The sequence below is a fragment of the Ottowia thiooxydans genome, from assembly GCF_040548795.1.
In the GTDB taxonomy this organism is placed as follows: domain Bacteria; phylum Pseudomonadota; class Gammaproteobacteria; order Burkholderiales; family Burkholderiaceae_C; genus Ottowia; species Ottowia thiooxydans_A.
Map to the genome: position 1 here is coordinate 263,736 of NZ_JBEPSH010000002.1, position 16,583 is coordinate 280,318.

The 16,583-nt window shown below is 59.7% G+C and carries 14 protein-coding genes; 8 read left to right on the forward strand and 6 right to left on the reverse strand.

Annotated features, from left to right (window positions below):
• Positions 1–12 precede the first annotated feature (12 nt).
• Complete coding sequence (locus ABIE13_RS04845; protein WP_354441664.1) at positions 13–933, reverse strand: LysR family transcriptional regulator; 921 nt, start codon at positions 931–933, stop codon at positions 13–15.
• A 177-nt stretch (positions 934–1,110) separates the two neighbouring features.
• Between ABIE13_RS04845 and ABIE13_RS04850 the strand changes: the two genes are divergently transcribed.
• Genes ABIE13_RS04850 through ABIE13_RS04870 form a run of 5 tightly spaced genes read left to right on the forward strand, consistent with a single transcriptional unit; the run spans position 1,111 to position 5,819 of the window.
• Entirely contained in the window at positions 1,111–2,469 is a 1,359-nt protein-coding gene (locus ABIE13_RS04850) for an acyclic terpene utilization AtuA family protein (RefSeq protein WP_354441666.1), read from the forward strand.
• 2 nt (positions 2,470–2,471) lie between these two features.
• Positions 2,472–2,786 (forward strand): AtuA-related protein, encoded by a 315-nt coding sequence (locus ABIE13_RS04855; RefSeq protein ID WP_354441667.1) that lies wholly within the window; start codon positions 2,472–2,474, stop codon positions 2,784–2,786.
• 8 nt (positions 2,787–2,794) lie between these two features.
• Positions 2,795–3,712: an SMP-30/gluconolactonase/LRE family protein gene (locus tag ABIE13_RS04860; protein WP_354441669.1), complete on the forward strand. Its 918-nt coding sequence runs from the start codon at positions 2,795–2,797 to the stop codon at positions 3,710–3,712.
• A gap of 24 nt (positions 3,713–3,736) precedes the next feature.
• Positions 3,737–4,705 (forward strand): Bug family tripartite tricarboxylate transporter substrate binding protein, encoded by a 969-nt coding sequence (locus tag ABIE13_RS04865; RefSeq protein ID WP_354441670.1) that lies wholly within the window; start codon positions 3,737–3,739, stop codon positions 4,703–4,705.
• A gap of 7 nt (positions 4,706–4,712) precedes the next feature.
• The gene (locus tag ABIE13_RS04870) at positions 4,713–5,819 is read left to right on the forward strand and encodes an SDR family oxidoreductase (protein WP_354441672.1); all 1,107 of its coding nucleotides are present in this window, start codon (positions 4,713–4,715) and stop codon (positions 5,817–5,819) included.
• Between the two features lie 67 nt (positions 5,820–5,886).
• Here the strand turns inward: ABIE13_RS04870 and ABIE13_RS04875 are convergent, their stop codons facing one another.
• The 4 genes from ABIE13_RS04875 to ABIE13_RS04890 are packed head-to-tail and all read right to left on the reverse strand — an operon-like array spanning position 5,887 to position 11,692.
• Complete coding sequence (locus tag ABIE13_RS04875) at positions 5,887–6,948, reverse strand: NAD/NADP octopine/nopaline dehydrogenase family protein (RefSeq protein ID WP_354441673.1); 1,062 nt, start codon at positions 6,946–6,948, stop codon at positions 5,887–5,889.
• On the reverse strand, positions 6,941–8,608 hold the full coding sequence (locus ABIE13_RS04880; RefSeq protein ID WP_354441674.1) for a hydantoinase B/oxoprolinase family protein: 1,668 nt from the start codon (positions 8,606–8,608) through the stop codon (positions 6,941–6,943). The genes ABIE13_RS04875 and ABIE13_RS04880 overlap by 8 nt, the downstream gene beginning before the upstream one ends.
• A 1-nt stretch (position 8,609) precedes the next feature.
• Positions 8,610–10,679 (reverse strand): hydantoinase/oxoprolinase family protein, encoded by a 2,070-nt coding sequence (locus ABIE13_RS04885; RefSeq protein WP_354441676.1) that lies wholly within the window; start codon positions 10,677–10,679, stop codon positions 8,610–8,612.
• A gap of 29 nt (positions 10,680–10,708) precedes the next feature.
• Positions 10,709–11,692 carry a Bug family tripartite tricarboxylate transporter substrate binding protein gene (locus ABIE13_RS04890; RefSeq protein WP_354441678.1) on the reverse strand — a complete coding sequence of 328 codons (984 nt, stop codon included), beginning with the start codon at positions 11,690–11,692 and terminating at the stop codon, positions 10,709–10,711.
• 161 nt (positions 11,693–11,853) lie between these two features.
• On the opposite strand from ABIE13_RS04890, the gene ABIE13_RS04895 reads away from it, so the two are divergent.
• The 3 genes from ABIE13_RS04895 to ABIE13_RS04905 all read left to right on the forward strand — a co-directional run bounded on the left by ABIE13_RS04895 (position 11,854) and on the right by ABIE13_RS04905 (position 15,769).
• Positions 11,854–12,771 (forward strand): LysR family transcriptional regulator, encoded by a 918-nt coding sequence (locus ABIE13_RS04895; RefSeq protein WP_354441679.1) that lies wholly within the window; start codon positions 11,854–11,856, stop codon positions 12,769–12,771.
• 264 nt (positions 12,772–13,035) lie between these two features.
• Complete coding sequence (locus tag ABIE13_RS04900) at positions 13,036–14,208, forward strand: IPTL-CTERM sorting domain-containing protein (protein ID WP_354441681.1); 1,173 nt, start codon at positions 13,036–13,038, stop codon at positions 14,206–14,208.
• A gap of 382 nt (positions 14,209–14,590) precedes the next feature.
• Entirely contained in the window at positions 14,591–15,769 is a 1,179-nt protein-coding gene (locus ABIE13_RS04905; protein WP_354441682.1) for an IPTL-CTERM sorting domain-containing protein, read from the forward strand.
• Between the two features lie 104 nt (positions 15,770–15,873).
• Here the strand turns inward: ABIE13_RS04905 and ABIE13_RS04910 are convergent, their stop codons facing one another.
• Positions 15,874–16,581: an isochorismatase family protein gene (locus ABIE13_RS04910; protein WP_354441684.1), complete on the reverse strand. Its 708-nt coding sequence runs from the start codon at positions 16,579–16,581 to the stop codon at positions 15,874–15,876.
• Positions 16,582–16,583 lie beyond the last annotated feature (2 nt).

A 16,583-nucleotide genomic window follows, 5' to 3' on the forward strand; every position in this document is an offset into this window, starting at 1 on the left:
AATAAACGGGCATCAGGCATTGATCGCCGCCGCCCCTGTAGCCTGAAGTGTCGCCAGAAAGGCCTGCGCGGCTGACGATAGAGAGCGCTGCTGGCGGGTCAGAACCCCAATCTCGCGCGTGGCCGTGGGTGCGTGCAACGCCACGCTTTGCAGACGGTCTCTGTCCATCAAACGCAACGCCAACTCTGGAACCGCAGCGATCCCGACCCCCGCAGCGACCATGGCGCCCACGACAGAAATATTGTCTGCCACGAATTGCGCATCCAACGTTTGCCCTGTAGCCACCAGAACTTGATCGGTCACGAGCCGGATGCTGCTGGCAGGCCCACTGGCAACGAACGGTCGACTGGCGAAGACGCTCCAATCGACTCGGCGTCGTTTTGCCAAGGGGTCACCACGAGGGCAGATCATGACGAAATTCTCGGTGAGCAGCGGATCGAATTGAATCCCGCCTGGCGAATCTGGCACGGCAACTGAAAGGCCGAAATCGGCCCCTCCGTCCGCAACAGCTTGTGTCACCTGGCGCGCGGACGCAGACTGGATCAAAAGCCTCACCTTGGAGTGCGTCTGCTGAAAGGCCCGTGCAGCTGGCGGCAGCAAAGCCGCGGCGATGGAAGGCAATGCCCACACCGTCACGCTGCCCCGACGCCCCGCAATGAACTCCGAAAGATCGCTGAGCGAATGCCGAAACTCTGACAGCATGCGCTGCGCGATGGGAACCAACTCAGCGCCGGCATCCGTCAATGCAACGCTGTGCTTGGTCCGATCAAAAAGCCTGGCGTTGATCTTCTGTTCAGCCGCCTGAACGCGGCGGCTCAAGGCGGGCTGAGAAATAAATGCGCGCTCGGCCGCCATCCGGAAGTTGCGGGTTTCGGCCACCAGCAATACCGCTTCCAGCTCCGGAATGGACAGGGTTTGTTGTGCGCTCGTCATCGAGATGCTCCATAGATCGCAACTCCGCATTCGCTGGCAGGCCGCACGAATCGGCGCAGCCAGCGTTGGGAGGCTTCAAATGATGATACGCCAGAGTTATCACCGAGATGAAAATTTAACATTTTGAGCATTGCAACAATCGCTTGATACTTCGCTTCGAAACTCATGAAACGAAGCATGGACAGGCAAAAAAACCGATTGCGTATTGGCGTAGGCGCCGGCATGGCAGATGACCGCATTGGTCCTGCACTCAAACTCCTCGAGCAATGCGACTTGGACTATCTGGTGTGCGAATGCCTGGCTGAGCGCACGATTGCACGGGAAACGCTCACGCTCCGCAACGACCCAAGCAAAGGTTTCAACCCTATGCTGGGGGAGCGCATGCGCGCCTTCCTCCCTTTGTGCCAGGAAAAGGGCGTGCGCCTGGTCTCCAACATGGGGGCAGCCAATCCCGTCGGCGCCGCAAAGGCAGCAAGGGAGATTGGAAACTCCCTCGGATGGAAAGATCTGAAATGCGCCGCAGTGGTCGGCGATGACGTGCTTGAGCGCGTGCGCATGCACCCTGAATTGCAGTTGATGGATCGCCAACTGCCCCTGGAAGACATTCTGCCCAGGATTGCCTCTGCGAACGCCTATCTGGGGGCGGACGTGGTTCGCGATGCCTTGGCCACTGGCGCGCACGTGGTCATGACCGGCCGGGTCGCCGACCCTTCGCTATTTCTAGGGGTGGCATTGCACCACCATGGCTGGAGCTACGACGATCTGCCCAAGTTGGCCTCCGGCATCATCATGGGCCACCTGCTGGAATGTTCGGCTCAGATCACGGGCGGCTACTTTGCTGACCCTGGTAAGAAAGACGTTCCTCGTCTGGCAGAGCTCCCTTACCCATTCGCAGATATCTATCCGGACGGCGAGCTGTTTATTGGCAAGCCGGATGGATCAGGCGGCCGATTGGATCGCATGACCTGCAGCGAGCAGGCTTTGTATGAAATTCATGACCCCAGCGCCTACATCACTCCAGACTGTGTGCTCTCGCTGAACGGCCTGCAGTTCGAAGAGGTCAATCCTGACCGTGTGGCAGTACGGGTATCGAGTGCCACCCAACGAACTGACAGCTACAAGGTGGTTGTCGGCTACTTCGATGGATGGATTGGAAGCGGAGAGGTGGCGTACGCAGGTCCCAACGCGGTAGCGCGTGCTCAACTTGCCGCCGACATCGTGAAAGAACGGTTTCGCCTTGATGGTGGGCAGGCCAGCGAGATCCAGGTCGACTTGATTGGCATGAACAGCCTGCACGGCAGCCACGCCCGAGCGATGTCCAGCGAGCCTTACGAGGTACGCCTGCGCGTAGCGGCCCGGTGCCCTGACAAGAAGAGTGCCAACCTGATTGGAGACCACGTACGGCAATTGAACATGCAGGGCCCGTATGGTGCGGGCGGTCCCCTCAACCACGGTGCCAAGGAAATCATCGCTGTGGACGGGTTGTTGATTCCCCGTGATTGGGTCAAACCACAAATCATTACCGTGGGAGCATGAAGATGGGAATTCTCGTACATGAACTGGCCCACGCCCGCGCAGGGGACAAAGGCAATACATCGAACGTCGCGGTGTTCGCATACAACGGTTCTGGTTGGGAAAAGTTGCGCCAGGAGCTCACGGCAGAACGTGTGGAAAGCGCTTTTTCTCACCTGGGCGCTGGTGCCGTGCGCCGGTACGAAGTTGAAAGCCTCAAGGCATTGAACTTCGTGATTCCCAAGGTGCTTGCCGGTGGCGTGACCCGCTCGCTGCGGCTGGACCCTCATGGCAAGACGCTCAGCGCCTTGATGCTCGGCATTGAGCTTTCCGATCAATAAGGCACCCCATGTACCCTCCAGCCGAAATACTGCAAACAGAAATCTTCGCGCAACTGCCTGAGTCGCTTCACCTGAGCGATCAGCCGTCCACGTGGCTGGACGCCCGCCATACGAAGATGCACTCCTTTCTGGAGGGCCCTGCCTTTGATCGCAGCGGCAACCTCTGGTGCGTCGACTTGGCGCATGGGCGCATCTTGCGCATCAGCCCCGCCGGTGAGTTTGAGGTGGTGGTGAGCTATGCAGGCGAGCCCAATGGTTTGAAGATTCACCGTGACGGGCGCATTTTCGTGGCAGACCATTTGCACGGTTTGATGCTGCTGGACCCTGTGGCCAAAACCATTCAGCCCTATCTGCAGCATGTGAAGCGGGAAGGTCTGAAGGGATTGAATGACCTCTTCTTTGCCTCCAACGGGGATCTTTACTTCACCGATCAGGGCGAGAGTTCCCTGGACAACCCCACTGGGCGGGTGTTTCGGCTGCGCGCCGACGGCAAGACCGTAGACCTGATGATGGACGGCTTGCCCGGCCCGAATGGCCTGGTCATGAACAAGGCCGAGAACGTGTTGTACGTGGCTTTGACGCATGACAACGCCATCTACGCTCTGCGCATAGAGCCCAATGGCACCAGAGGCAAGGTCAGCCGATTCATCCAGTTGTCCGGCAGCACGGCGGGGCCCGATGGTTTGGCCATGGACGAGGCGGGCAATCTTGCCGTGGTTCATGCGCAAGCAGGCACCGTATGGATCTTCAGTCCTATTGGTGAACCCCTCTACCGCATCCGTTCATGCACTGGCCTGCGCACCACCAACGTGGCATTTGGCGGTGCGGACCGCCGCACGCTTTTCATCACGGAAGCCGAGCGCGGCGCCATCTTGACAGCCCGCTTGCCCCATCCGGGCCGGCTGATGTTTTCCCACGCTGAATAATTTTTTTGATCAGGAGACAACGACATGAAACTTCATCGACTACTCGCAGGCTTGGGCCTGGCCCTGGGTTCCCTGGTGGCGACCGCGCAAACGGCCTACCCCAACAAACCCATCAGGTTGATTGCCACGTACGGACCGGGCAGTTCCATCGACATCATTGCCCGCCTCATTGCAAAGCCGCTCTCGGAACAGCTCGGCCAGCCCGTGATCGTGGACAACAAGCCGGGCGCAGGCGGTGACCTTGGCACCAACTTTGTCGCCAAGGCTGAAAAAGATGGCTACACGATAGGTTTTGCTTCTGCGGGCCCGATCACGGTCAATCCCAATGTCCGCAAGAAAATGCCCTACGACTCCATGACAGACCTGGTGCCCGTGGCCCTGATCGCCACCGGCCCCAACGTCATCCTGGCCAACCCTTCGCAGCCGTACAAGGATCTGAAAGAGCTGATCGCTTACGCCAAAGCCAACCCCGAGAAGGTGAGCTACGCCTCCGCAGGCATGGGAACCAGCGGACACATCGCGGGGGAGATGTTCCAGCACCTTTCCAAAGCCAAGGTATTGCACGTGCCGTACAAGGGCAACAGCGAAGCCATCACCGACACGCTGGGCGGGCGGACTCAGTTGGTCATCAGCGGTGTGCCCCCTATTCTTCCCTTCGTGAAGTCCGGCCAGTTGCGCGCACTGGCCGTGGCCGACACCAAACGCTCCCCTCTCCTGCCGGACGTTCCTACCGTCGCCGAAGCAGGCTTGCCAGGCGCCGAAAGCGTGGCCTGGTATGGCGTGGTCGCCCCTGCAGGCACACCCCCTGAAATTCTCGCCCGCCTGAGCGAAGAGATCGCCAAGGCAGTTCGCAATCCGGAGGTGCAGGAGAGATTCACCAGCCTGGGCATTGCCGCGGGTACGGAGAGCCGCCAGGATTTCGGCAAGCGCATGAGTACAGAGCACGCCCGGTTCAAGGAGCTGTTCAAGTCCATCAACCTGCAACTGGATTGATCTCCGAATGACTCAGACAGTTCTTATCGCGGGCGCTAGTGGCCTTGTCGGAACCACCGCCGTCGACTCATTTCTCAACGCAGGCTGGGAAGTCATCGCGGTCTCCCGGCGGCGCCCGGAAGTCGGCAGCACGAAACCGTTCAGGCATCTTTCGGTCGATCTGCAAAACGCTGAAGAATGCGCCAGTGCATTCGGGGACCTACCAGAAGTCAGTCATCTGGTGTATGCGGCGGTTTTTGAAAAACCCGGTTTGATTCAGGGCTGGCAAGACATGGATCAGATGGAAACCAACCTGAAGATGATTCGCAACGTGGTGGAACCCCTTGGCAAGGGGAGCCGGCTGCAGCACGTCTCCCTCTTGCAGGGCACCAAAGCCTACGGCGTACATCTGCACCCTATTCGCGTGCCCGCCAGAGAGCGCTATGCTCGTGACGACCATCCCAACTCCTACTGGTTTCAAGAAGACTACATCAAGGAAAAGTCGGCAGAAATCGGCTTTGGCTGGAATATCTTCAGACCAACGATTGTGCTGGGCCCCAACGTCGGCGTGGCCATGAACACTGTGCCTGTGATTGGCGTTTACGCTGCTCTGTGCAGGGAACTCAAGCAGGATTTCTCATACACCGGCCACATCTCTTTCCCCCGCGAGGCGGTGGACACGCGCTTGATTGGAGATGCCTGCGTGTGGGCCGCAGGCAATCGCCAAGCCTGGAATGAGCATTTCAATCTCACCAATGGAGAAGTGTTCAGCTGGAAAGACCTCTGGCCTGCATTAGCGGATTTTCTGCAAGTGAAGATAGGGGGTGACCAGCCTCAAAAACTGGCGGAGTATCTGCCCTCTCAAGCAGAGGTTTGGCAGAGCATCGTCAACAAGCAGGGGCTGCGTCCATTGACCATGGCCCAACTCCTGGGCGAATCTCACTATTCAGCCGACTCGAGGTTTGGCTATGGATTGAAAGCCGCTCCGGCACCCGCATTCGTGAGCACAGTGAAGATCAAGAATGCTGGCTTTCATCAGGTCTACGATACGGAGGCTTGTGTCAAGCACTGGCTGACGGTCTTGGCGGACAGAAAGATTCTTCCTGACCCTGCCAAGCACGCACCAGCGCTCTGATTCCTGAACTTGGTCGAATGGAAATCTTTAGCTAACTGCCTGGCTATCAGCGGACTGCATTGATGAATCAAGAGAAGCGTTGTGCCAAAGAGGCTGGCGTTTCGCTCTCAAGACCAAGCCCCTGCAGAATCCTGTTCATCTCGCCATAGGGCCTGTTCAATGCACAGCTCAGCAGTTCGATCGCGATGTCAAGATGCGGAGTTTCCACGCCAACAACTGCCCCTATCCGCTGTAGTGTGACCAACCCATAGGGAACATCTTCTTCTATGTACCTGTGGGAAACGCTCTCGGGTCCCTGAGACCCAAGTCCGGCCGCTTCTATCGACTGTGCAAGCGCAGCCAAATCATCGCCCTCCACCCCGAAGGAGAGCCGATAGTGATCGGCCAGAGAGCGCAGCTGAAGCCCCAGACGAAGCCCAATTTCCAGGCGCTCAGCATCGATCGCATTGGCTATACGAGTTCCCGCACTCGTGAAGTTGGCAAACAAGCGCCATGGCTCTCCATGCTCAATGCGCGTGAGGTTGGGTATGACTTGCCCGGCGTGCGCGACAGGATTGATATTGGCCAACAAGGTAGCCAAATGCGCGGGTGCAGCCTCGAAGCGATCGCCAAACAAGCGGGCGCAAACCTGCGTGAGCGCTTGAAGACGCTCACTCGGAAGCGCACTGACGCCAAGCCGCGGCCTCACGGTGGATACACGCGCGTGCAAGGGCTCAACTCGGCTGGCAGTGCCCAAAGTGGTACCCCATGCAATCAGTTCAGGACTGGATCCTTGCTTGGCCAGAATGTCCTTTAGCCAGAATTGCACCAGTGACAAGGCCCCACTGAAGATCACGGTCTGCTGGCTGCGCAGGAACGGAGCAGCCCTTCCAAGTACATCGTCGTAGGCGGTGGCAGGCAGCGCCACGAGTACGTGGCTCCAGCTTCCAAGCGAATCCGGACCCGCCATGTTTTCAACCTCCACTGCGGATTCAAGCTTCCCGGAGCACCGAAGCGTGATGCGTGCACCCTGCACAGGCGTGCGAGGCGACCAAAGGCCTACCCGATGCCCCGCCAAACTGGCCAGCGTGGCCGACAGAATACCGATGGGGCCCGCGCCAATGACGGCGAGATCGAGTGAATCAGCCATGGGTGGCAACCCTCTCTAAACAGGTATAGCCGAAGCTTGCGTCATGTTCGATCGCCGCAGCGGAGCGATCTGAGGCCAAACCAAACCCGCCACCGCCTGCCGATTCATGAACAATAAGATCACCGGGCAAGATGGCCACCGTGCCCGAGACCGCGTGCAATTCAAAACTCTCATCGCCGCGCCTGATCTGAACGGAGTTGGGCTGCCCTGGCTCTCCCCCAGCCAGACCGGGCGGAGGCACGATCACGCCATCTCCGGTAGGCGTCATGCGGCCGGGCTGCACGCCTTCGTAGCGGAACGCGTAGGTGGCACCAAGCCCACCTCGGTGCAAGCCCTTGCCACCAGAGTTCGGACGCAGCGAATATTGCTCTACGTGCAGAGGAAATACGGCTTCTGTCCTTTCCACGCTGGGTGAAGGCGTAGCTCCCGGACTTTGAACCACCCCCAGGTTGGACCAGCCGTCTCCACCGGCATGAGCACCCGCAGCGCCACGATTGGCAAAGTGATGCCACACCACATTTCTGCCCGTCCTGTCCTGACAAGCAATGGCCACCCTGAAGCGCCTTGCAAAGCCGGCAATCACCTGATCAGGCACTATCTTGGAGAGTGCGCCGAGTATGGCCTCAATGATAGGCGCAGCAGTGAGCGTAGTGCACGCAGTCACTGGCGCTGGCTCGTTAGGATGTACCAGGCTACCAGGCCTTGTGAGAATGCGCACGGGCCGCATGGTCCCACCGCTTTGTCTGCCTTCACCGGAACTCACATAAGCAAAGGCTGCGCTAACAGCCGCCGTCGTATTGGCCAGCGGGGAGTTCACAAACTGCGTCACCTGATCATCAGTGCCGCGAAGATCGACGATAGCTTCACTACCGGCCACCTTGACCCTGACGTGAATGCGGGGCGGACGTGCTCCCGGCGTCAAGGGGTCAAGCCAGCTTTCGCCCTCTTCCACTCCGTCTGGCCATGCGGCAAGCGTTGCGCGCATCGCAGCTTCACCTGCAGCCAGAATGGCTTTGCCACAAGCGGCCAGGCAAGGCACTCCATAGTGATCCGCCAAAGCGCGCAGCCGTACGGCACCCGCTTGCACAGAGGCGAGTTGGGCCAGAAGGTCTCCACGCATGTCTGCCGGCGTGCGGGAGTTAAGGCAAAGCAGATCAAGCAATTCATCGTCCAGTTGGCCAGCGCGTACCAGGCGAACAGGGGGGACCCGTATGCCCTCATGCCAGATTTCCGTCGCGCTTGGGCTGTAGCCTCCCGGGGAAATGCCGCCAATGTCGCCTTGGTGTGCGCGGTTCACCACCCAGAACGCAATGACCCCATCGACCACCACCGGAAGGCACAAGGTCATATCCGGCAAATGGCTCCCGCCTCTGTAAGGATCGTTCAGAAGAACGGTATCGCCATCGGCCAGCTTCTCACCGAACCGCTCACGTGCCGCCAGCAACGCAAATCGCAAGGCACCAAGGTGAATGGGAAGGCGCTCTGCCTGAGTCAATAGCTCTCCGTCTGCATCAAAAATAGCGGCCGAAAAATCTCTTGACTGATTCAGGATGGGCGAGAACGCAGTGCGTGCCATCACGTCCACGGTTTCGTCCACTATCGCGGCAATACGAGCTCGAACGACTGCCAAGGTCACAGGGTCTACTGATTGCAATGTCATTTCAGGCCTCCACCGAGAGGAGCAGCAAGCCCCGTCCACCTCTAACCAGGGTTTCGTCTTCACGCACCACGATCACGCCGCCACAGTCGCACAGTAGCGGGCCGCGTTGCGCAGTGGCTTCGCTGACATCGCCCACGTCAACCACGGGCCAGGAGCGCCACTCCCCACTTTGATGAACAGATCGGCTAGCGCTCCTGCTCCGTGATTTCGCAGGCATACCACCCTGCGGCCGTTCGGGCATATGGTGCGATTGCGTCGCAACCAGCCTCAAGGTGTCCAAAACGCAGGCCTCATCACGATGTGCATGGCCGAACAGAGCCTGGTAGCGCGCCTCGAAGCGAGCCGCCAAGCCATCCATGGTCCCGCTTTGCAACTCGCTTGCGTTAAGTGGCACGGGTACGGTGCCGGCTTGCTTCGCATAGCGGCACTCTGCAATCCAGGCCATATCCATGAGGTCAAGGGCACCTGCCGTCGAGTGCCGGCTTTGCCACCTCGCCAACTCGCCTTGCATGTCTTTGACGATCGCCACAACCTGGGACGCCGGCAACGCGCTCATAGCCAAGCCTATATGTCTGATGGTGTCGAACCTGATCTCCGCATCAAGAAATCCGGCAGCCGAGAGTACCGATCCCGCGGTGGGTGCCACCGCCATCGCAGCGCCAATCTCTCTTGCGACGGCACCCAGAAGCAAGCCCCCTGCCCCGCCAAACCCCACCAAAGCCATGTCGCGCGGATCAATTCCTTTGCCGACTGTGGCTGCCCGCACTCCTGCGGCGACCACGGTGGCGGCAAGCGTCACGACGGCCTCTGCTGCAGCCTCCAAAGACAGGCCCAGCGGAATTGCGACGTCGCTGGTGATCGCCGCGGCGGCCAATTCCTTCGACAAAGTCAAACCGCTGGTCTCACCAAGCCCGCTGTCAGCACCATTCGGCAGAAAACCGAGTACCACCGCCGCGTCCGTCAGGGTCGCTCTCATCCCACCGCGACCATAGGAAGCCGGACCCGGTACCGCTTGAGCACTCTCAGGCCCCACCTGAAGCACACCATCTGCGCCTACGCGTGCGATAGAGCCGCCACCCAGGCTCAACACATTGATATCGATGGTGGGCAAGCCAATGACATACGCGTCGGTGCTGGTCAACAAGCGCTCTTGCGCCTGCCCCTCAAGTACCACAGAAATATCCGTGGTGGTGCCTCCGACATCGAACGCCACTACGTCGCGCCCTAGCTGGCGTGCAATGTTGGCAGAGGCAATGGCTCCGCCCGCCGGGCCGCTGTTCACGAAATGGGCTGCTCGATCGCTGGCAGCAGTCAGTGGCAAAAGGCCTCCGGAGGACTGCATGACCTGGGTGCGCACTGATTGGCCCGCTGTCTCTTCAAGCCGTTTCCCCAGGCGTTCGAGGTAGCTTTGCAACACCGGAGCCACGCTGGCCTCAATCGCTGCGGTTGAAAAGCGTATGTATTCGCCTTGTTGTGGCAGCACGCGATGCGATAGCGATATGGGCCCTGTCCAACCTGATTCACGCAGCCACTTTTCCAGCAGAAGCTCATGCGCCGGGTTGCGGTGCGCATGCAATAGACCGACGACGATGGCTTCCACCCCACGCGCGAGCACCGCAAGTAGGGCCTCGCGTGCCTGACCCTCATCCAAAGGTATGAGGACAGAACCGTCATAGCCCATCCGCTCGGTCACCTCAAACCTGTTGGGGCGTTCGACAAGGGGTTGCGGCATAGGCACGCGCAAGCGATAACGATCAGCACGCGTGCCGTCGCGAAGCTCCAATACGTCTCTAAACCCACGCGTGGTCAACAAGCCCAAACGCGTGCGCTGCCCTTGCGCCAACACGTTGGTCGCAATGGTGGTGCCATGAACAAACTCACCAGCGGAAGAAAGCAATTGGCGCGCATCCTGCCCAAGCTGCTGCGCCAGCGCAGCGATGCCATTCAACACCCCTTCTACGGGGTCTCGAGGCGTAGTAGCCACCTTGGCGAAAACAATCTCTCCATTTTCCTGACGGACCGCCACGTCGGTGAAGGTGCCGCCCACATCGCAAGCAAGCCGAAACGCCATTCAAGTCTCCTCTTTCTTCTTGGTCAATGTCATTCGGCCTTGATACCCGTTCGTGCGATCAGCTCTCGCCATTTCTCGGACTCTGCAGTGACATGCCGCGCCAACTGCTCAGGTGTTCCGCCGCTGCCATCAAGGCCCAGAGTCACGAACCGCGCCTTCATTTCTGGCTGCTTCAGAGCATCATTGACGGCACTATTGAGCTTGGTGATGATGGGGGCTGGCGTACCCGCCGGAGCAAACAATGCGAAGACCGTTGCCGAATCAAAACCGGGGTAACCCAGTTCTGCGATGGTAGGAACATCTGGCATGGCAGGCGTGCGACGGCTGGAGGTCACTGCGAGGGCCCGGACTTTTCCTGCTTCAACAAGTGGCCTGGCGGAGGCAATGTCCAGCGCCACCATCTGCACCTCGCCGGAGAGGAGCGCCTGAAGGGACAGACCTGTTCCCCTGTAGGGCACATCCAGCATTTTCAGTCCCGCTGTGTTGGCGAGCAACACGGAGGCCATGTGGCTGGTGCCGCCGATACCACCCGAGCCATAGGAATATTTATCTGGATTGGCGCGTACGTGCGCAATGAAGCCCGGCAAATCCTTCGCAGGCACAGAAGGATGGACACAGATGATCTGCGCGTTGGTAGCCACCAAGGCAACCGGCGCAAGGTCGGACATCTTGTACTGAGTGGCGGGCAACAAATGCGGCGCAATTCCATAAGTACTGTTGGTGCCGAGCAGCAGGGTGTATCCGTCGGGTGCGGAGCGGGCTACTGAGCCAAAGCCAATGGTCCCTGCAGCACCGCCGCGCGCTTCCACCACGAAAGCCTGGCCCAATATGGCCCCCATGCGATCTCCGACCAACCTGGTCGTGACGTCGGCAGAACCACCTGCCGGCCAAGGAGAGATAAGACGCACCGGTTTGGACGGATACGCATCTTGAGCATACGCACCCCTGCTGCTTAATAGTGCAGTAGCACCCAAAGCGTGCACAAGGACATGACGACGATTCAGATGGGCCATTTTCAATTTCCTCATGGTTGGTTGCTTGTTAATATGAACTCAGTATGCGGGTGCCACTTGGCTTCAGTCCAATCGCAATACACGATGGACCGATAAGCTTTAGCGATCCTGGTTTCTTGAAAAAAACTCGCCGGTAAGTCCGGTTGGCGGAGTAAGCGGCTTTGGCTCAACGTGTCACCATTCGGCAGATGGAATGCTTTATTGCCGTGGCGGAAGCCGGGCATTTCACAGTCGCCGCCTCGCGCCTGGCGCTGGCACAACCGGCACTCACCGCGACCATCCAGAAACTCGAAGGCGAGCTGGGCGTCAAGCTCTTCAATCGATCCGCAAGGCACGTTGAATTGACGGAAGCAGGGCGTGATCTGTTGCCCATCGCTGAGCGACTGCTTCAGGATCTCGATCACACCGTCAGTGACATGCGTGGATTTGCAAGAGGCAGCCGAGGCCACGTAAGCGTTGTCGCGGCACCATCTGCGTTGGAGGCCATCCTGGCGCCCGCCATCGAAGCATTCACGCAGAAGCACCCTGAAGTGCGCATCACCATCCGCGACGCTGCCGCAGATGAAGTGCGCAAGCGCGTGCAGTCGAGATCTGCTGATTTCGGTTTGACGAGTCGAACGGTAGACGATGCCAGCCTGGTCTTCGAGACCTTGGCGCACGATCATCTAGGCTTGGTATGCAGTCCCCATCACCCGCTGGCTCAGTTGGGTGATCAGTTGAGTTGGGATCAGCTCAAGGGACATGAGCTCGTTGGCCACACGCTGGACACGAGCACTCGCCAGCAACTGCAGACCGCGCCAGACCTCGGACTCATCCTCGCCGAACCGAAATACCAGGTCTCCAGCGTGACGAGCCTGCACTGGATGATTCGAGGCGGCCTGCGCGTGGCGATTGTTCCTGCACTGGTTGCCGCTTTACCGATGCTGAGAGATCTCAGTTTTCGCGCTCTGACAGCGCCACTTATTCGTCGCGACGTCGGGCTACTCTTCCGGAGAGATATGGAACTGAGCCCGGTGGCTGAGCGCCTGGCCCAAGAGTGCCGCAAGGTCAGCGGCGAACTCGCCAGCCGTTCGACTTAAGCCTTCCCACACCACTCCCTACCGACGTGCATTTAAAGGCTTCTATCGCCAACGACAAGGCGCGTCCCAACTCTGAATCGATAGATGACTGGCCACATAGTTTGAGCTAAACCAAATGGTTTTTGATGCAACAGAGTAATTACTGACATTTTTGTCACAACGTTCTGAAATGGGCTATACCCAAAATAGATTTCGTGCTCAAATGTTTTTTTAGTTACAACTCCTTGCGGGTTGTTTTCATTAGATCCCTTCCAGGAAATGCATATGGAATCTCGTAAGTTGGCAATTGCGGCAGTACTGTCGCTCGGTGCAGCAGGCCATGCCATGGCAGCAGATTGCGTCAATGGCGTCAACGCAGCGGGCAGTTGCACAGTGCCTGTCGGGGTGACGAGTATGACGATTGAAGCCTGGGGCGGCGGTGGCGGTGGCGGATCTAACGACTTGGGCAGAGACGGTCTTCCAGGTGGCGGCACTGGCGGCGGCGGCGGTTCCTATTGCAGAGCCGTTGTGGCGGTTTCTGCAGGCAGTACCTTGCGGGTGCAGGTTGCAGCAGGCGGCACGGCTGGCGTGGCCAACACAGTGGACTGGACGCAGCCCGGAACTTTCAGCACTGGAGGTGGTTTGTCCGCCGTCACAGGTCCAGGCGTAGCAGGGGTGACAGCATCCGGTGGAGGCGGTGGCGGGGGCAGTACCGTCAGTTTGAACTATTCCAGCACCGCCATAGGCGCTCCGGGAGGTGGCGGGACCGCAAGCGCTGGCGGTGCTGGGGGCGCTGGAGGCAACGGTTACTTAGAAAGTGATGGAGCACACGGCGGCGGTGGCGGCGCAGGAGCGATAGGCGGTATGGGCGGGGCCGGTGGCGCGGGCAGCGAGGGCTTGCCTGGCGTTGACGGTGACCCATGGAATGGCACTCCGGATGAGGCGGGCATTCCTGGCAGTCCGGGCACCGACGGCGGAGATGGTGGCAATGGTGGGCCGGGAGGAGACGGCACCTTGGCGGGTGTAGGCGGAAATCCTGGAACGGCAGGTAGTGGAGGCTATGGCGGAGTAGGCGGTACTGGTGCACCAGGCTATCCTCAAGGCGCTACCGGGACAAACGGCAATCCTGGAACTCCAGGAACCCCAGGGGCCAACGGCCAAACCCTGCCACCCGACCAGGCGGTGACAGCGTGCACTGGCGAAGCCATAACCGGAGCGTCCGGGTCAGGCGCCAACGGCGGGAGTGCAGGCGGCCCGGCCGAAGGGGTCGGCAGCGGTGGCGCAGGTGGTCAAGCCGGCCAACCAGGCATGGTACGCATGAGTTTTTCTATAGCCCCGCCAATAACGCCTGTGAAGCCCACCGCAGTTCCAACGCTGGCACAGTGGGCACTTCTTCTGTTGTCTTCTGCGCTTGCAGTATTGGCCATGCTGCAGCGGCGTCGTCAGGGCTTGAAATAACGCATGGCCGCGTAGCGACCCTTGCCAAGGCGCGCAGCCTTGGCGCGGTCCGCGCTTTGCCCTGCACGCCCTGCCGCCCCGGCGCACAGCCGATTTATCTGCTCACTGCACTAGTGTTGGAGCTGTTTAAACGGCGCGCTTAGATAAACGTTTGAATTTTGCAATTGATCTGACTCCTGATCAAAAAATAAAATTAACAAAGATAATTAAAATAAACAAAACACCCATTTTTCGAACCGGACAGTTCCTGAGGTATTTCTCACACTTCCCCGTGCTATCGAAGATGCAAGGGGTGTACGAAGGCCTGGACCACATGGTCGAATTCACGCTCACGTTCCAACCCCGTCTGTTGAATCGGCCAAATACATTCAAGGAACTTCGAATGAAACTCCGTCACTTCGTACGAGCTGGCGCCGCAATATCTCTCTGCGCAGCAGGCCACGCCATGGCCGCTGATTGCGTTAACGGGGTCAACGCTGCAGGCAGTTGCACAGTACCAGTTGGTGTGACGAGTATGACGATTGAGGCCTGGGGCGGCGGCGGCGGTGGCGGGTCAAACGACCTTTGGAACGGAATTCCCAGCGGAGGCAGTGGCGGCGGCGGAGGCTCCTATTGCAAAGCAACCGTAGCGGTGACTGCCGGCAGCACCTTGATGGTTCAGGTTGCAGCGGGAGGAAACGCTGGCGTGGCCAACACCGTGGATTCAACCAAACCTGGAACCTTCAGTACAGGTGGTGGTTTGTCTGCGGTTACTGGTCCAGGCGTGGCCGGAGTGACCGCCAACGGGGGCGGTGGCGGCGGAGGCACTACGGTCGATTTTAATTTCTACAGTCCAGCACGAGGAGCGCCAGGGCTAGGTGCCACCGCAAGCACTGGCGGCACCGGAGGTGCCGGGGGTGCGGGAGGCCCTGGCAATGGCGGAGCTCATGGAGGAGGTGGCGGAGCCGGGGCTGCAGGAGGCCAAGGCGGAGCAGGTGGCAACGCCGGCAATGGGAACGATGGCGATTCTGGAGGCCCTTGGGACGGCACATCCGTCGGCGAAGGATCAACAGGGGGTCAAGGTGGGGACGGCGGGAATGGCGGAAATGGTGGCCCCGGAGGGAACGGCACCGTTGCAGGCCTTGGGGGCGAGGCTGGACTTGCAGGTCCCGCCGGTGCCGGGGGCCCAGGGGGTCAAGGGTCACCGGGCTATCCTGATGGTCCGCAGGGCATTCCCGGAAATCCTGGCATTCCCGGAAACCCGGGTGCCGATGGACAAACCTTGATCGGCCCATTGGCGATTGCAGCTTGCTCAGGCGAGGCCTTTGCCGGTGCGAACGGAGCAGGCACGAACGGCGGCAATGCAGGCGGCCCGGCGGCAGGCGCAGGCAGCGGGGGCGCTGGTGGCCAGGCGGGCCAACCAGGCATGGTGCGTATGAGCTTTACTTTGGCCCCGCCAGTAACGCCTGCGCAACCAACACCAGTTCCAACGCTGGCACAGTGGGCGCTCATGCTACTGTCTTCTGCGCTTGCCGCATTGGCGATGCGGCGCATGCGGGGCATGCGGCAGCGGCGGAGCTAGCGCTTGAAAGACACCGTGAGTCCTCGGCCAGGCTCCATGGTGCCGTAGCGATAGGAGCACTTCATGGGCCGTTTTTCAATCTAAGGTAACGGCCCTAGCACGTCTCAAGAATGCGCGACCTGGCCGAGAAGTGCATCGGCCAGTTCATCGGCCGGCAGCACGTCCGCATATTTGCTGGCAATGTCGAACAGATTGACTGCGTGCGACGTTTGCGAGCGGTCGTAGACAGCATCTTGAGGCACAACCACCTTGAAGTTGAGCGCGCAGGCATCGACTACCGTGGCACGAACACAACCGCTGGTCGTGCATCCTGTGACCACCAGAGTATCGATACCTAACCCGACCAAATAACTGGTGAGTGCCGTGCCATGGAACGCACTGGCCTGGAACTTGGGAATCAGGATGTCGCCGGGTTTGGGGGCGACCTCGGCCACGAACTCATATGCGTGCTGCGGTACGTCCATCACTCCGGGAACCTTGTTCTCAAACTGCCCTCGGTCATGGGCCCCCTTGGGTGCCACATGCGGATAGAGAATGGGCGCCTTGATTACTCGGAACACCTCTATGAGGCGGGCAATATGCGGTACTGCTCGCCAGCCATACTCACCACAGCTGGTCGGCATGGTGAGGATGGCCTCCTGGATAGGCAAGGGCTTGTCACCCATGGAGCGGTATTGCACATCGATGATGAGCAGAGCCGGCTTGCTGCCAATTCCAGTGGGTGAACCCCAGCCCGCCTGACGATAAATTGCCAGCTCTTCAGCTGGGATGATGCCGTCCCACGGACGGGCTTTGGGTGCTATTGCGGCCATCT

Bases quoted from the DNA above. Each gene is read 5' to 3' on its own strand.
- ABIE13_RS04845 (WP_354441664.1), bottom strand. From the start codon at position 933: ATGACGAGCGCACAACAAACCCTGTCCATTCCGGAGCTGGAAGCGGTA.
- ABIE13_RS04850 (WP_354441666.1), top strand. From the start codon at position 1,111: ATGGACAGGCAAAAAAACCGATTGCGTATTGGCGTAGGCGCCGGCATG.
- ABIE13_RS04855 (WP_354441667.1), top strand. From the start codon at position 2,472: ATGGGAATTCTCGTACATGAACTGGCCCACGCCCGCGCAGGGGACAAA.
- ABIE13_RS04860 (WP_354441669.1), top strand. From the start codon at position 2,795: ATGTACCCTCCAGCCGAAATACTGCAAACAGAAATCTTCGCGCAACTG.
- ABIE13_RS04865 (WP_354441670.1), top strand. From the start codon at position 3,737: ATGAAACTTCATCGACTACTCGCAGGCTTGGGCCTGGCCCTGGGTTCC.
- ABIE13_RS04870 (WP_354441672.1), top strand. From the start codon at position 4,713: ATGACTCAGACAGTTCTTATCGCGGGCGCTAGTGGCCTTGTCGGAACC.
- ABIE13_RS04875 (WP_354441673.1), bottom strand. From the start codon at position 6,948: ATGGCTGATTCACTCGATCTCGCCGTCATTGGCGCGGGCCCCATCGGT.
- ABIE13_RS04880 (WP_354441674.1), bottom strand. From the start codon at position 8,608: ATGACATTGCAATCAGTAGACCCTGTGACCTTGGCAGTCGTTCGAGCT.
- ABIE13_RS04885 (WP_354441676.1), bottom strand. From the start codon at position 10,679: ATGGCGTTTCGGCTTGCTTGCGATGTGGGCGGCACCTTCACCGACGTG.
- ABIE13_RS04890 (WP_354441678.1), bottom strand. From the start codon at position 11,692: ATGGCCCATCTGAATCGTCGTCATGTCCTTGTGCACGCTTTGGGTGCT.
- ABIE13_RS04900 (WP_354441681.1), top strand. From the start codon at position 13,036: ATGGAATCTCGTAAGTTGGCAATTGCGGCAGTACTGTCGCTCGGTGCA.
- ABIE13_RS04905 (WP_354441682.1), top strand. From the start codon at position 14,591: ATGAAACTCCGTCACTTCGTACGAGCTGGCGCCGCAATATCTCTCTGC.
- ABIE13_RS04910 (WP_354441684.1), bottom strand. From the start codon at position 16,581: ATGGCCGCAATAGCACCCAAAGCCCGTCCGTGGGACGGCATCATCCCA.